The sequence below is a fragment of the Streptomyces sp. NPDC031554 genome (assembly GCF_055580685.1).
On sequence record NZ_JBVIKX010000001.1, the window covers coordinates 906,083 to 919,907 of the forward strand.

The window sequence follows — 13,825 nt, forward strand, 5'->3', positions numbered from 1 at the left end:
AGCGGTCACGGTCTCGGTCTGGCCCAGGCGCACGGCACTCGGTCACTCCAGGCCGCTCCCCGATGGTCCGTCCCATCCCAGCGCGCCAGTCACGGCCTGACGGCCAGCCTACCGGGGCCACCGGCCGCGGCAGGGGCGACGTCCACCATGCGAGCGACGGCGACGGGGCGGCCGGCCCGCCCCCGGAGCGGGCGTGCGTCCCTGGCGGGACGGGGTGGGCCCGGCGGACCGGGGCCTCGGGCGGCCCGGCCGGCGGCGGAATGCCGGGGGTGCCGCCCGGACCCCGAAGCTCCCGGCACGAGCGGCACGAACAGGACGGGCGGGGCGAGCGGGACGGGCGAGGCGCGAAGCGCACCGGCGGTCCGGCCGCGCCGCGACGACGGCGGGCGCGGCGACGGCGGGTGGGGGCGCGGTCCCCGAAGCGGACGGGCGGCCGCGGCGTGCACGTCGGTGCCCGCCGCTGCGGCGTGGCCGGCGGTCACGGCAGGACCCTGCACAGCGCGGTCAGGGCTCCCGTCCAGGCGTGGTCCGGCGGGGTGCCGTAGCCGACCACCAGGGCGTCCGCGGGGGCGGTGCGGGCCGACGCGTGGCGGTAGGAGGAGAGGCCGTGCAGGGCCAGGCCCTGCCAGGCCGCCGCCTGGATCACCGACTGCTCGGTGCCGGGCGGGAGGCCGACCACCGCGTGCAGGCCCGCCGCGATGCCGGTCACGCGGGCTCGGGGGGCGTGTTCGGCCAGGGCCGCGACCAGGGCGTCGCGGCGGCGGCGGTAGCGCAGGCGGGCCGAGCGGACATGGCGGTCGTAGGCGCCGGAGGTGAGGAACTCGGCCAGGGTGAGCTGGTCGAGGACGCCGCAGGTGTCGACGCCGCCCTTGGCGCCGGCGGCCTCCTCGGCGAGGCCGGGCGGCAGTACGGCCCAGCCGAGCCGCAGGGCGGGCGCGAGGGACTTGCTGGCGGTGCCCAGGTGGACGACGTGGTCGGGGTCGAGGCCCTGGAGGGCGCCCACGGGCTGGCGGTCGTAGCGGAACTCGCCGTCGTAGTCGTCCTCCAGGACCAGTCCGCCGGTGCGGCGCGCCCAGTCCAGGACGGCCGCGCGCCGGTCGCGGTGCAGGGGGACGCCCATCGGGAACTGGTGGGCGGGGGTGAGGAGGACGGCTCCGGCGTCGCCGAGCCCGTCGGGGTCGGTGCCGAGGCGGTCGAAGGGCAGCGGGACGGTCCGCAGTCCGGCCGCCGTGAGCTGCTTCTCGTGCTTGTCGAGGCCGTACGACTCGACGGCGACCGTGTCGACCCCGCGGGCGCGCAGGACCTTGCCGAGCACCTGGAGGCCGTGCACGAACCCGGCGACGACGAGGACGCGGCCGGGGTCGGTGCGTACGCCGCGGGCGCGGGCCAGGTAGCCGGCCAGGGCGGTGCGCAACTCGACGCGGCCGCGCGGGTCGCCGTAGCCGAGGGCGTCGTGGGGGGCGGCGGTGAAGGCGCGGCGGGCGGCCCTGAGCCACTCGGCCCGGGGGAAGGAGGCGAGGTCGGGGGTGCCGGGTCGCAGGTCGAACGCCGGGCGGTGGTGCGGCCTGTGCGGGGTGGCCGCGTCGGCCGGCGGGACCACGGCGCGGTCCGCCACGCGTGTGCCGGAGCCCTGCCGGGCGGTCAGCCAGCCCTCGGCGACCAGGTCGGCGTAGGAGTCGGCGACGGTGTTGCGGGCGACGCCGAGGTCGGCGGCGAGCGTGCGGGAGGAGGGCAGCCGGGTGCCGGGGGCGAGCCGGCCGCCGCGGACGGCCTCGCGCAGGGCGTCGGTGAGCCCGCGCCGCAGGCCGGGGCCGGTCGGTTCCAGATGCAGGTCGACGCCCAGATTGGCCCATGATTCCGCCATGGAAATGGACCATACCCGTGGGCAGCCCCGCTCCTAGGGTCGAGGACATGAAGATCGACGACATGACGAACGGGAACGACGGCACCACGACCGTGGAGAACGACGGCACGACGACCGTGGAGTACGCCCCCGAGCACACCCCCCGGCTGGCCTGGGCCGAGCTGGTCCCCGAGGTCTACAAGGCGATGGTCCGGCTGGACGCCGCCGCCCGCCGGGGCCTCGACGCGAAGCTGCTGGAGCTGGTGAAGATCCGCGCCTCGCAGATCAACCGCTGCGCGCTCTGCGTCGACATGCACAGCAAGGACGCCCTGGCGGCCGGGGAGAGCGTGGAGCGGATCGTGCAGCTCAGCGCCTGGGAGGAGTCCGGGCACTTCTACACGGAGCGGGAGCTGGCGGCGCTGGCGCTGACCGAGGCGGTGACGGTGCTGACGGACGGCTTCGTGCCGGACGCGGTCTACGAGCGGGCCGCCGGACACTTCGGGGAGGCGGAGCTGGCGCAGCTGATCGCCGCGATCACGGTGATCAACGCGTGGAACCGGTTCGGCGTGACCTGCCGGCTGGTGCCGGGGCACTACCGGCCGGGGCAGCACCGGTGATCCACCGTGCGGCGGCGGTGCTCGGCGCGGCGGCGGTCATCGGCCCGGTGGTCCTCCGCCCAGGGGTCCTCGGCCCGGCGGTCACCCGCGACGCGTCGCCGGGGAGCGCGTCATGGTGACCAAGGCCGACACCTTCCGCGCCCTGCACCGGGGGCGGCTCCCCGACGACCCGCTGGTCCTGCCGGGGCCGTGGGACGCCGCCAGCGCCCGCGCACTCGCCGACGCCGGTTTCCCGGCGCTGGCCACGCCGAGCGCGGGGGTCGCCGCCTCGCTCGGCCACGCGGACGGGGAGACGCCGGCGGGGGAGATGTTCGCGGCGGTGGCGCGCATCGCCCGCGCCGTGGACGTGCCGGTCTCGGCGGACGTCGAGGACGGATACGGCCTGCCGCCGGCGGAACTGGTCGAACGGCTGCTGGAGGCGGGGGTGGTGGGCTGCAACCTGGAGGACTCCCGCGGGGGCGTCCTCCAGGACGCGCGGGCCCACGCCGACCGGCTCGCCGCCGTGTGCGCGGCCGCCGCCGGCCGGCTGTTCGTGAACGCGCGGATCGACACCTTCCTGCGGGGCGATCCCGACCCGGCACGGGCCATCGAGCGGGCCGCGCTGTACGTGGCGGCCGGCGCCGACTGCGTGTACCCGATCGGCGCCCCCACCGCCGTGCTGCCGCTGCTGCGGGCCGGGATCGAGGGGCCGGTCAACGTGTTCGCACGGGTCGACGCGGGCCCCTCGCCCGCCGAACTCGGCGGGCTCGGGGCCACCCGGGTCACGTTCGGGCCGGGGATGCAGCGGGGGGCCACGGCGGCGGTCACGGAGATCGCCGCGCGCCTGCGCACCGGACCGTGACGGCGGGCTGTGGCGGCACGCCGTGACGGCACGCCGTGGCGCCGCGCCGTGACAGCAGGTCGTGACGGCACGCCGTGGCGCCGCGCCGTGGCCGGGTCCCGTCAGGGCGGCGAAGCGCGCCGGGCCGGCCCGTGGCCGCCCGCCCGCTTCTTCGCCGCCTCCCGCGGGCCGGGCCTCCCGCGGGCCGGGCCTCCGGTCGGCGGGCAGCGGGCAGCGGGCAGACCCTGTTCCGGTCCCCGGTGGTCCCGCCCTCGGACGACGCCGGACGCGCCGGACCCCGGACGCGCCGGTCCCCGGGCGGACGGTGCCGCCCGGGGACCGGGAAGTGCGGTGGTGCGTCGTGCCGTGGCTCGGACGACGTGGCTCAGATGAGGCCGAGCGCGCGGACCGCCTCGCGCTCCTCGGCCAGCTCCTGCACGGAGGCGTCGATGCGGGCGCGGGAGAACTCGTTGACGTCCAGGCCCTGGACGATCTCGTACGCGCCGTCCTTGGTGGTGACCGGGAAGGAGGAGATGAGGCCCTCCGGCACGCCGTAGGAGCCGTCGGACGGGATGCCCATGGAGGCCCAGTCGCCCTCGGCGGTGCCGTTGACCCAGGTGTACACGTGGTCGACGGCCGCGTTGGCGGCGGAGGCGGCGGAGGACGCGCCGCGCGCCTCGATGATGGCCGCACCGCGCTTGGCGACGGTCGGGATGAAGTCCTCGGCCAGCCACTTCTCGTCGTTCACGACCTCGGCGGCGTTCTTGCCCGCGACGGTGGCGTGGAAGATGTCCGGGTACTGCGTGGCGGAGTGGTTGCCCCAGATGGTCAGGCGCTTGATGTCGGCGACCGTGGAGCCCGTCTTCTTCGCGAGCTGGGTCAGCGCGCGGTTGTGGTCCAGGCGGGTCATCGCGGTGAAGCGCTCGGCCGGTACGTCCGGGGCGGCGGCCTGGGCGATCAGCGCGTTGGTGTTGGCCGGGTTGCCGACGACGAGGACCTTGATGTCGTCCGCGGCGTGGTCGTTGATGGCCTTGCCCTGCGGCTTGAAGATGCCGCCGTTGGCCTCCAGGAGGTCACCGCGCTCCATGCCCTTGGTGCGCGGGCGGGCGCCCACGAGGAGGGCGACGTTGGCGCCGTCGAAGGCGACGTTCGGGTCGTCGCTGATGTCGATGCCCTGGAGCAGCGGGAACGCGCAGTCGTCCAGCTCCATGGCGGTGCCCTCGGCGGCCTTCAGCGCGGGCGTGATCTCCAGGAGGCGCAGCTTGACCGGCACGTCCGCGCCGAGCAGCTGGCCGGAGGCGATGCGGAAGAGCAGTGCGTAACCGATCTGGCCGGCCGCGCCGGTGACGGTGACGTTCACGGGAGTGCGGGTCATGGCGTTCTCCGTATGACAGCTGGCGGTGGGGCGTCCCTGCCCCGGACGTTTGATCGATCTCTCGGCGTCAAGAGATCGACCAGCGGTCAGGCTATCGCGCATCCGGGATGCCGTACGTCCGGGGTTGTGTGGCCCGTCCCACAGGGTGACATCCGGTCGCGGCCGCCGCACCACGTCACGGGCCGCCCGGCCCGGGCGTGCGAGAGGCGGCCGCCGGTCCGGGAGAGGGGGGAACCGAGCGGCCGCCGAGGGGAGTGCCGGGTCGTACCGGACTCCCGTGGAGATACCGTTCGCGTGCCCGGGACGGGGCGGGGTATGCCTGCGCGCGCGGGCTTCTTTCCCGGCCGGCTCCGGCGGCCGGGCCGGGCCTACGCGCAGCCGCGCAGCCCCGAGGCCAGCTCCGCGCACGCGCGCATCTCGCCCGGCTCCCGCACCGCCACCATCGGGGTGTACACGATCGTGTCACCGGCGGTGGTGAGGACACCGCTCTGCCGCACCCGGCCCACGGTCACCCGGACGGTGTCCCCCGGGACCGCCCCGATGATCCGGCCCCAGGCCGCCCCGCACGCGCCGCTGTGGCGGACCTCCAGCAGGGCCGCGCCGACGGCGACGCTCCGCGCGGTCGTGACGTGTTCGCCGCTGCACCCCGTCTCCTCCGGGTCCTTGCCCGTGCAGCCGGGACCGGCGCACGGCACGCCCGGGGGCGGACCGGGCGCGGGGGTGGCGGACGGGGCGGGCGTCCCGGCGGCGGTCCGGCCGCTGCCGGCGGGCCCGCCGGTTCCGCCGCCGGTCAGGAGGAAGGCGCCCACGCCGACGACCACCGCGCCGAGCGTGCCGGCCAGCAACACCGCCGGGCGCCGCGCGGGACGGCCGGCGCCGGTCGACGGGGCCGGACGGCCGGAACCGGGCGCCGGGGCCGTCGCCGTGCGGGCGCGGGAGAGCAGGACGGCCTCGGTGGCGTCGTCGTGGCGCAGTGCGGAACGGCTCCAGGCCCGCTCGGCCAGTTCCCACAGGACCACCAACGGGACCGGGTCGGTGCCGGTGACCTCCGCCAGGGCGACGACCGCGCCCTTGGGGGCGAGCAGCCGGCCGTCGAGGTAGCGCTCCCAGGACGCCTTGCCGTAGCCGGTGCCGTCGGCGAGCGTGGCCGGGCTCGCACCGCTGTCGTCCACGATCCGGCGCAGCCGCGTGACGAACTCCCGGACCCGTGGATCCAGTGCGTCCGGCAGGTCCTTCCGGCGAGGCATCGCTCCCCTCCTTCCACCGCCGTGTCCCCCGCGGTCACGGTAGCGCCCGGCGGGGCACCGCGGCCCCCGGCGGGGCCGGTTCCCGGTACGGGGGCGACTGTGGCGGGGCGCGCACACGGTGGCGGAACGGTCACCGCTGTGCCACAGCGCGCGTCCGGGCGTTGAACGGCGTGCCCGCCGTGCGGCAGCGTGGAACACGACGGCGGCCCGTCCTTCTCGGGGGAGAGGACGGGCCGCCGTACGCGCGCGGAGGCGGGACGGTCCAGCCGTTCAGCCGCCGGCCGTCAGCCGTCAGCCGTCGACCGTGAAGTGCAGGGTGTCCTTCAGGAAGGGGATCTGCAGCCACGGGCCGGGCTGGGCCATCAGCGCCAGCAGGACGATCGCCGCGCCCAGCACGCCGTACGTCGCGATGTCGGTGAAGCGGGAGCGGACGGCGAGCATGCCGACGCCGGGCAGGAACCAGCGCAGGGCCGCGCCACCGAGCAGGGCGGCGCCGATCAGGATCGTGCCGATGCGGAACTGGTCGAAGGCCGTCACCAGCAGGCCCAGGGCGACCAGGCCGAGGACGGTCAGGATCGGCCACTGCCGGGCGGGCGCGGGCGCGTCGCCGGGCGCGGCCCGGCCACCGCCCTCGGGGCGGGCGGTGTCGCGCGTGAACAGGGGGAAGCGGCGCGTGACGCGGCGCGGGACGCCGTCGGCGTCGGGCGCGCTGACCGGGTCGCTGGAGACGGGCTCCACGAACGCCTGCTCCTCGGCGGACAGCGCCGTCCCGGCGTCGTCGGCCCGGTCCGTGGCGTCGGCCCGGCCGGCGTGCTCCGTGGCACCCGTGCGGTCGGCGTCGGTGCGGTCGGCGTCGGCCTGCTCCACGACACCGGTGCGGTCGGTGCCGGCGTGATCGGCGTCGGTGCGGTCGGGGTGGTTCCCGCGGTCAGCCGACACTGCGCTCCGCCGCCTCGACCACGTTGACGAGCAGCTGGGCACGGGTCATCGGGCCGACGCCGCCCGGGTTCGGGGAGATCCAGCCGGCCACCTCGCGGACGTCCGGGTGCACGTCGCCCACGATCCTGCCCTCGGCGTTGCGGGAGACGCCCACGTCGAGGACGGCCGCGCCCGGCTTGACGTCCTCGGCGCGGATCAGGTGGGCCGAGCCCGCGGCGGCGACGATGACGTCCGCCCGCCGCAGGTGCGCCGAGAGGTCGCGGGTGCCGGTGTGGCACTGGGTGACCGTGGCGTTCTCGCTGCGCCGGGTCAGCAGCAGCGGCATCGAGCGGCCGATGGTGACCCCGCGGCCGACGACCACGACCTCGGCGCCCTTGATCTCGACGCCGTGGCGGCGCAGCAGGGTCAGCACGCCGTTGGGGGTGCAGGGCAGCGGGGCGGGTTCGTTGAGGACGAGGCGGCCGAGGTTCATCGGGTGCAGGCCGTCGGCGTCCTTGGCGGGGTCCATCAGTTCGAGGACGCGGTTCTCGTCGATGCCCTTGGGCAGCGGGAGCTGCACGATGTAACCGGTGCAGTCCGGGTCCTCGTTCAACTCGCGGACGACCGCCTCGATCTCCTCCTGCGTGGCCGTGCCGGGCAGTTCGCGCTGGATGGAGGCGATGCCCACCTCGGCGCAGTCACGGTGCTTGCCGGCGACGTACTTCTGGCTGCCGGGATCGTCCCCGACGAGGATCGTGCCGAGGCCGGGCGTGACGCCCTTCTCCCTCAGCGCCGCCACGCGGGCGGTCAGATCCGACTTGATCTCGGCTGCGGTGGCCTTGCCATCGAGAATCTGGGCGGTCATGGCCCCATCCTCCCGGATGACGCCCTCCCGGTTCCAATCCGGGTGACCCGGCCGCCGGACGTCCCCGCCGGGCCCGGTGCGCCGGCCGCCGCGGTGATGATCCACCGGGTTGCACTTGCACAACGTCCCGGGTCACCGGCTGGACAACGAACCTGCCGTCGGCGAACGATTGACGCTCAGTGCCGCGGGCAGTACCGGGGGGACGCACCGCATCCGTACGACCTTCCTCCGCACGTGCCGCGCGTCGTCCCCGCCCCCGAGCGCACACGCAGGAAGGACCGCCATGAGCTTCGGCGAGCCGCACAACCCCTACGGGCCGCCGCCCCAGCAGCCCCCGGCCGCCCCCGGCCACCCGCAGCAGCCCGGCCACGGCCACGGTGTCCCGCCGGCCCCGCCGTACCAGCAGCAGCCGTATCCGCAGCAGGCGTACCCGCAGTACCCGGGGGGCGACCCGTACTTCCAGGGCGGTCACCACCCGGGCTTCCCGGCGCGGATGCCGCGGTCGACGCGCGTCGCGCAGGTGCTGGTGGGCGTGATCGCCCTGGCGCACCTGATCGTCGCGGGCTCGTACGTCTGGGTGCTGTCCCGGTGGGACGAGGAGATGCTGAAGGCCGGGGTGACCGACGACCCGGACGTGGAGCGCTACGCCGACCTGGGCAAGGGCATCGTGGTGTTCATGGCGGGCCTGGCCGGCGTGTTCGCGGTCCTCGGCGTCGTGCTGCTCCTCCAGTACGCCAGGGGCGGCAACGCCGTGCGCGTGTGCTCCATCGTGTACGGCTCGTTCGCCATCGTCACCGGCATCTTCATGCTGACGGCCTGGGGCCTGGGCCTCGTCCTCATCGCCGTCAGCGTCCTGGTGATCGTCTTCTGCGCGAAGCGCGAGAGCGCGGACTGGTTCCGCCGGCCACGCCACTGACGTCCCGGGCGTCCCGGGCGTCCCGGGCGTCCCGGGCGTCCCGGGCGTCCCGGGTCTCCGGGCGTCCCGGGCGTCCCGGGCGTCCCGGGCGTCCCGGGTCTCCGGGCGTCCCGGACGTCCGTCGGTCTTCCGCACCGCCGGCGCGGAGCAGGGTGCCGACAGCGCGAGGGCGGGCGGCCCGGCATCGTGCCGGACCGCCCGCCCTCGCGTCGGCCGCGGGTCACGCGGCGGCCGCGGATCAGTGGAAGAAGTGCCGCGTCCCCGTGAAGTACATGGTGACGCCCGCCTTCTTCGCGGCCTCGACGACCAGCTCGTCCCGGACCGAACCGCCGGGCTGGACCACGGCCTTCACACCGGCCCCGGTGAGGATCTCCAGGCCGTCGGGGAACGGGAAGAACGCGTCCGAGGCGGCGTAGGAACCGGCCGCGCGCTCGGCGCCCGCCCGCTCCACCGCCAGCTTCGCGGAGTCGACGCGGTTGACCTGGCCCATGCCGACGCCGACGGAGGCGCCGTCCTTGGCGAGCAGGATCGCGTTGGACTTCACCGCGCGGCACGCCCTCCAGGCGAAGGCCAGGTCGGCCAGCTCGGCCTCGGACAGGGCCTCGCCGGTGGCCAGCGTCCAGGTCGCCGGGTCGTCGCCCTCGGCCTGGAGCCGGTCGGTGACCTGGAGCAGCGCGCCGCCGTCGATCGGCTTGACCTCGACCGGGGCGGACGGCGCCTGCGGGGCGCGCAGCACGCGGATGTTCTTCTTCTTGGCGAGCGCCTCGAGCGCGCCGTCCTCGTAGTCCGGGGCGACGATGACCTCGGTGAAGATCTCCGCGACCTGCTCGGCCATCTCCTTGCTGACCGGCCGGTTGACGGCGATCACGCCGCCGAACGCCGACAGCGGGTCGCAGGCGTGCGCCTTGCGGTGCGCCTCGGCGACGTCCGCGCCGGTCGCGATGCCGCACGGGTTGGCGTGCTTGATGATGGCGACGGCCGGGGCGTCGTGGTCGTACGCGGCACGGAGCGCGGCGTCCGTGTCCGTGTAGTTGTTGTACGACATCTCCTTGCCGTGCAGCTGCTCGGCCTCGGCGAGGCCACCGGTGCCGGAGACGTACAGGGCGGCGGGCTGGTGCGGGTTCTCGCCGTAGCGCAGGGTGTCCTTGCGCTCCCAGGTGGCGCCCAGGAAGTCGGGGAACCGCGACTCGTCGACGGGCGCGTACTCGGAGGCGAACCAGGAGGCGACGGCGACGTCGTACGCGGCCGTGTGCCGGAAGGCCTCCGCGGCGAGACGCTTGCGGGTGGTGAGGTCGAAGCCGCCGTCCCCGACCGCGGCGAGGACGTCGCCGTAGCGGGCGGGGCTGGTGACGACGGCGACCGACGGGTGGTTCTTGGCGGCGGCGCGCACCATGGACGGGCCGCCGATGTCGATCTGCTCCACGCACTCGTCGGGCGTCGCGCCCGAGGCGACGGTCTCGCGGAACGGGTAGAGGTTGACGACGACCAGGTCGAACGGCTCCACGCCCAGCTCGGCGAGCTGGCTGCGGTGGTCCTCCAGGCGCAGGTCGGCGAGGATGCCGGCGTGCACCTTCGGGTGCAGGGTCTTCACCCGGCCGTCCAGGCACTCGGGGAAGCCGGTGAGCTCCTCGACCTTGGTGACGGGGACGCCCGCGGCGGCGATCCTCGCGGCGGTGGACCCGGTGGAGACGAGCTCCACGCCGGCGTCGTGCAGCCCGCGCGCGAGGTCCTCGAGGCCGGTCTTGTCGTAGACGGAGACGAGCGCCCGTCGGATGGCCCGCTTGTTGCTCTCGGCGGTCACTGGATAACTACCTTTCGTCCCTCGATGCGATAGCCGTTGCGGGCGAGGCGCCCCACGACCTCGACGAGCAGCCTTCGCTCGACTTCCTTGATGCGCTCGTGCAGCGCGCCCTCGTCGTCCTCGTCCCGGACCTCCACCACGCCCTGGGCGATGATCGGGCCGGTGTCGACGCCGTCGTCGACGAAGTGGACGGTGCAGCCGGTCACCCGGGCGCCGTACGCGAGCGCGTCCCGCACCCCGTGGGCGCCCGGAAAACTGGGGAGCAGGGCGGGGTGGGTGTTCACGAACCGCCCGCCGAACCGCGCCAGGAACTCCTTGCCGACGATCTTCATGAACCCGGCGGACACGACGAGGTCGGGCTCGTGGGCGGCGACGGCCTCCGCGAGGGCGGCGTCCCACGCCTCGCGGGTGCCGTAGTCCCTCACCTTGCGCACGAAGGTGGGGATCCCGGCCCGCTCGGCCCGCGCGAGCCCCTCGATGCCCTCCCGGTCCGCGCCCACGGCGACGATCTCGGCGCCGTACGCCTCGACACCGGTCGCGGCGATCTCGTCGAGGAGCGCCTGGAGATTCGTGCCGGAACCGGAGACCAGCACGACGAGGCGCCTGGCCTCGGGCTTGGCGGCCACGATGGGGCCCTTTCTCGGGGGAGCGTCTGTCCGTCGGCCGACTGACGACGCCGCGTCTGTGCGTTCGTACGAATGCTTCGCGCCCCGGGATACGGGGAAGTCTACGAAGCGGCCGACCGTCAGCAACGATACCGGCACACCGGACGGCCCCCGCGGGACGGGGGCGTGGCCGGAAGGTAGCGTCTGGGGCGAGCGGGCTCGGGAACGCGGTCGTCGTGCGGAGCGTTTCCCTTGTGACCGCTCACATCCGACAGCCGTGTGCGGTCGCCTCGGCCAGCAAGCCGTGACCACCGTCGTGATCACTTAGGGGAAGACGCTCTCTTGATGCCGGACCGCAGTCTGCGACTCCTCACGCTCCCCCCGCAGTCACCGCAGGGAGGGGAGCGCGGCGCCGTGCTGCTGCGGGAGCGCCCAGCCACCCCGCCCGACGCGTCCACGGGCCGGGTGAACGGCGACGGGGGCTCCTCGTCGCAGGGCTCCCCGCCGGACGACTCCCCGCCGAGCGGCTCCCCCGTGAACGACCCCTCGTCCGGCGGTTCCTCGCCGAGCGGTTCCTCGCCGAGCGACGACAACCCCTTCGCCCCGCCTCCGGAGGGCACCCCCGACCGCCCGTGGCAGCCCCGCCGCCCCCACCGGGGCGGGGGTGAGCCGCCGTCCGGGAGCTCCCCCTGGGGGAGCCAGTGGAGCGACCGCCAGCCCGGCCGTTCCGGCGACGGCTTCGGCGAGCGCCCCGGCGGCCCCCCCGAGGGCGGTCCCGGCCCCGGCCCCTCCCCCGCCCCGCGCTGGGACCCCACCGACCCGTCCCAGCGCCGCGCGCGCTACGCCCTCCTGTGCGGCATGTGGGCCTTCTTCTTCGCCCTCTTCGGCTGGCCCTACGTGGCCCTCCTGCTCGGCGCGCTGGCCCTCAACTGGGGCATCAGCGCACTGCGCGCCACACCGCGCACCCCCGCCCCGGACGCTCCCCAGCCGCCCGCCCGCCCGCAGACCACGGCGGCCGTCAGCGGCATCGTCACCGCGGCCCTGGCGCTGGCCCTGGTGGGCCTCACCTTCACGGCGCAGCTGGTCTACCGGGACTACTACACCTGCACGAACGACGCCCTGACGAACGAGTCCCAGCAGGCCTGCGAGAACCTCCTGCCGAAGCAGCTGCGGGACGTCCTGGGCGGCAACAGCTAGGGCAGGGCAGGGGCGGCCCGCGGCGTCCGCGGACAGGGTCGTCCAGGCCGGCGGCGGCAGCCCCGGGCTCGGGACGGGAAGGCGGGGCGGACGATCCGCCCGCCGCTCACGGCATCCCGGTGCCCTCCTCCCGCTCGAAGTCGTACGGCTCGGTATCGGCGCCGGGTGCGGGGGCGGGCGAGGGCACGATCACCGCCGGCGCGGCCGTGGCCGCCGCCGTGCTTTCCCCCCCTCCCCGTGCCCACCAGGACCGCAGGCAGAGCCCCACCGGCACCCCCACCGCCACCACCCACAGCCACACCGCCGCCCCCACCTGCCACCCCACCGGCCCGAACCGGGCCAGGCCGCCCACGCCCAGCGGTCCCCCGGCCATCCCCGCCAGCACGCCGAACCCCGCCGCGCACAGCACCGCCGCCAGGCCCACCACCCCCACCGTGCGCTTCCAGGACCAGACCCGCCCGCCGGGCCGTACCGCGCCCCGCCCCACGAACATCCCCACCGCGCCCCCGCCCAGCAGCGCCACCACTCCCGCGGCCCAGTTCGCCACCCCGCCCGCCCCCGCCTCCGGCACCGCCGCGAGCAGCGGGAACGGCGGCAGCAGCGGAGCCGGATCGGAGGCCAACGGCCCCACCACGTGTCCGGTCCCCAGCACGAACCCGGGGCCCACCGCGTACGCCGCTCCCCACACCGCCGCGTTCGGCACCAGCGCCACGCACAGCAACAGCACCGCGAACCGCCCCGACCAGCCCCCGGTCAGCTCCACGAACGCTCCCCGCGCCGCCCCGAGGTGCCACACCGAGGAGACCGCCACCAGCAGGACGCCGCCGCCCACCAGCACCGCCGCCCCCGCCGCCGCCGCCCGTACGGCCACCGCCACCCGTTCCCGCCCCTCCGCCCCCAGCACCAGCCGCCGCGCCCCGCGCGGGAGCAGCGCCAGCACCCGCTCCACCGGCCCACGCGGACACCCGTACGCCGCCCACACCCCGACCCCCGCCGCGACGGCCACGAGCACCGGCAGCGACACCAGGGCCCCGAACCAGGAGGGCCGCAGGGCGCCGCCGGCCGCGTACCCCGCGGCCACCAAGGCGACGGCGAGGTACCCGAGGACCACCCCCGCCCACGCGGTCCGCGCGTCCACCAGGGGAGCACCCTCCTCCCCGGTGCCGTCCACGGCGTCCCGCGCGGCCCGCTGCAGCAGCCACACCGGCAGGGCGAGCAGCAGCAGGGGGGTGACCCCGACCGGCGCGGGGATCCCGGACAGGGTGTCGGCGCGGACCAGTTCCGCCCCGTGCGCCAGCAGCCACAGCGCGGCGGCGACGTGCAGCGCGCCGGCGGGCCCGCTGTCCGGATAGGGCGAGCTGATCCACAGCACCGTCACCAGCACGGCGAACGACCCGAGCCCGAGCCCCGCGGCCAGCGCGCCGCCGAGCACTCCGGCGGCCAGCCCGGGGGAACGGCGGCGCGAACGGGCGAGGAGGAGCGGGCGGACGAGAAGGAGCGGGCGGACGAGGAGGAACGACCGGGCGAGGAACAGCGCACGGGCGAGGCGGAGCGACAACGACGAACGACGAGCGGTCATCTGGATCACGCCCGCCATGGTCCCAACGACACGCGTCTTCCC

Annotated in this window: 12 protein-coding genes and 1 riboswitch; of the genes, 4 read left to right on the forward strand and 8 right to left on the reverse strand. The window is 75.8% G+C overall.

What is annotated here, in order from left to right:
• Window positions 1-14: 14 nt before the first annotated feature.
• A riboswitch (ZMP/ZTP riboswitch) is annotated at window positions 15-103 on the reverse strand.
• A gap of 375 nt (window positions 104-478) precedes the next feature.
• The gene (pdxR, locus tag ACZ5FU_RS03975; RefSeq protein WP_469044364.1) at window positions 479-1,864 is read right to left on the reverse strand and encodes a MocR-like pyridoxine biosynthesis transcription factor PdxR; all 1,386 of its coding nucleotides are present in this window, start codon (window positions 1,862-1,864) and stop codon (window positions 479-481) included.
• A gap of 62 nt (window positions 1,865-1,926) precedes the next feature.
• On the opposite strand from pdxR, the gene ACZ5FU_RS03980 reads away from it, so the two are divergent.
• Both ACZ5FU_RS03980 and ACZ5FU_RS03985 read left to right on the forward strand, forming a co-directional pair.
• Window positions 1,927-2,460, forward strand: a complete 534-nt coding sequence (locus ACZ5FU_RS03980; protein ID WP_451525642.1) for a carboxymuconolactone decarboxylase family protein — start codon at window positions 1,927-1,929, stop codon at window positions 2,458-2,460.
• A gap of 112 nt (window positions 2,461-2,572) precedes the next feature.
• The gene (locus ACZ5FU_RS03985; RefSeq protein ID WP_451525200.1) at window positions 2,573-3,301 is read left to right on the forward strand and encodes an isocitrate lyase/PEP mutase family protein; all 729 of its coding nucleotides are present in this window, start codon (window positions 2,573-2,575) and stop codon (window positions 3,299-3,301) included.
• A gap of 364 nt (window positions 3,302-3,665) precedes the next feature.
• Here the strand turns inward: ACZ5FU_RS03985 and ACZ5FU_RS03990 are convergent, their stop codons facing one another.
• From ACZ5FU_RS03990 to ACZ5FU_RS04005, 4 genes are all read right to left on the reverse strand, one after another.
• A complete protein-coding gene (locus tag ACZ5FU_RS03990; protein WP_451525199.1) occupies window positions 3,666-4,655 on the reverse strand; it encodes a malate dehydrogenase in 990 nt (329 codons plus the stop codon).
• A gap of 368 nt (window positions 4,656-5,023) precedes the next feature.
• On the reverse strand, window positions 5,024-5,902 hold the full coding sequence (locus tag ACZ5FU_RS03995) for a helix-turn-helix domain-containing protein (RefSeq protein ID WP_469044366.1): 879 nt from the start codon (window positions 5,900-5,902) through the stop codon (window positions 5,024-5,026).
• Between the two features lie 291 nt (window positions 5,903-6,193).
• The gene (locus ACZ5FU_RS04000; RefSeq protein ID WP_451525641.1) at window positions 6,194-6,664 is read right to left on the reverse strand and encodes a DUF3017 domain-containing protein; all 471 of its coding nucleotides are present in this window, start codon (window positions 6,662-6,664) and stop codon (window positions 6,194-6,196) included.
• A 166-nt stretch (window positions 6,665-6,830) separates the two neighbouring features.
• A complete protein-coding gene (locus ACZ5FU_RS04005; RefSeq protein WP_451525197.1) occupies window positions 6,831-7,685 on the reverse strand; it encodes a bifunctional methylenetetrahydrofolate dehydrogenase/methenyltetrahydrofolate cyclohydrolase in 855 nt (284 codons plus the stop codon).
• A 283-nt stretch (window positions 7,686-7,968) separates the two neighbouring features.
• On the opposite strand from ACZ5FU_RS04005, the gene ACZ5FU_RS04010 reads away from it, so the two are divergent.
• Window positions 7,969-8,601 (forward strand): hypothetical protein, encoded by a 633-nt coding sequence (locus tag ACZ5FU_RS04010; protein ID WP_469044368.1) that lies wholly within the window; start codon window positions 7,969-7,971, stop codon window positions 8,599-8,601.
• 238 nt (window positions 8,602-8,839) lie between these two features.
• Here the strand turns inward: ACZ5FU_RS04010 and purH are convergent, their stop codons facing one another.
• Together purH and purN are read right to left on the reverse strand one after the other, a co-directional pair.
• Entirely contained in the window at window positions 8,840-10,402 is a 1,563-nt protein-coding gene (gene purH, locus ACZ5FU_RS04015; protein ID WP_451525195.1) for a bifunctional phosphoribosylaminoimidazolecarboxamide formyltransferase/IMP cyclohydrolase, read from the reverse strand.
• On the reverse strand, window positions 10,399-11,028 hold the full coding sequence (gene purN / locus ACZ5FU_RS04020; protein ID WP_451525194.1) for a phosphoribosylglycinamide formyltransferase: 630 nt from the start codon (window positions 11,026-11,028) through the stop codon (window positions 10,399-10,401). The genes purH and purN overlap by 4 nt, the downstream gene beginning before the upstream one ends.
• 324 nt (window positions 11,029-11,352) lie before the next feature.
• On the opposite strand from purN, the gene ACZ5FU_RS04025 reads away from it, so the two are divergent.
• On the forward strand, window positions 11,353-12,204 hold the full coding sequence (locus ACZ5FU_RS04025) for a hypothetical protein (RefSeq protein WP_451525193.1): 852 nt from the start codon (window positions 11,353-11,355) through the stop codon (window positions 12,202-12,204).
• Between the two features lie 106 nt (window positions 12,205-12,310).
• Here the strand turns inward: ACZ5FU_RS04025 and ACZ5FU_RS04030 are convergent, their stop codons facing one another.
• Window positions 12,311-13,801 (reverse strand): cell division protein PerM, encoded by a 1,491-nt coding sequence (locus ACZ5FU_RS04030; protein ID WP_469044370.1) that lies wholly within the window; start codon window positions 13,799-13,801, stop codon window positions 12,311-12,313.
• Window positions 13,802-13,825 lie beyond the last annotated feature (24 nt).

Coding starts and splice junctions, on each gene's coding strand:
- pdxR (WP_469044364.1), bottom strand. CDS start 1,864: ATGGCGGAATCATGGGCCAATCTGGGCGTCGACCTGCATCTGGAACCG.
- ACZ5FU_RS03980 (WP_451525642.1), top strand. CDS start 1,927: ATGACGAACGGGAACGACGGCACCACGACCGTGGAGAACGACGGCACG.
- ACZ5FU_RS03985 (WP_451525200.1), top strand. CDS start 2,573: ATGGTGACCAAGGCCGACACCTTCCGCGCCCTGCACCGGGGGCGGCTC.
- ACZ5FU_RS03990 (WP_451525199.1), bottom strand. CDS start 4,655: ATGACCCGCACTCCCGTGAACGTCACCGTCACCGGCGCGGCCGGCCAG.
- ACZ5FU_RS03995 (WP_469044366.1), bottom strand. CDS start 5,902: ATGCCTCGCCGGAAGGACCTGCCGGACGCACTGGATCCACGGGTCCGG.
- ACZ5FU_RS04005 (WP_451525197.1), bottom strand. CDS start 7,685: ATGACCGCCCAGATTCTCGATGGCAAGGCCACCGCAGCCGAGATCAAG.
- ACZ5FU_RS04010 (WP_469044368.1), top strand. CDS start 7,969: ATGAGCTTCGGCGAGCCGCACAACCCCTACGGGCCGCCGCCCCAGCAG.
- ACZ5FU_RS04025 (WP_451525193.1), top strand. CDS start 11,353: ATGCCGGACCGCAGTCTGCGACTCCTCACGCTCCCCCCGCAGTCACCG.
- ACZ5FU_RS04030 (WP_469044370.1), bottom strand. CDS start 13,801: ATGGCGGGCGTGATCCAGATGACCGCTCGTCGTTCGTCGTTGTCGCTC.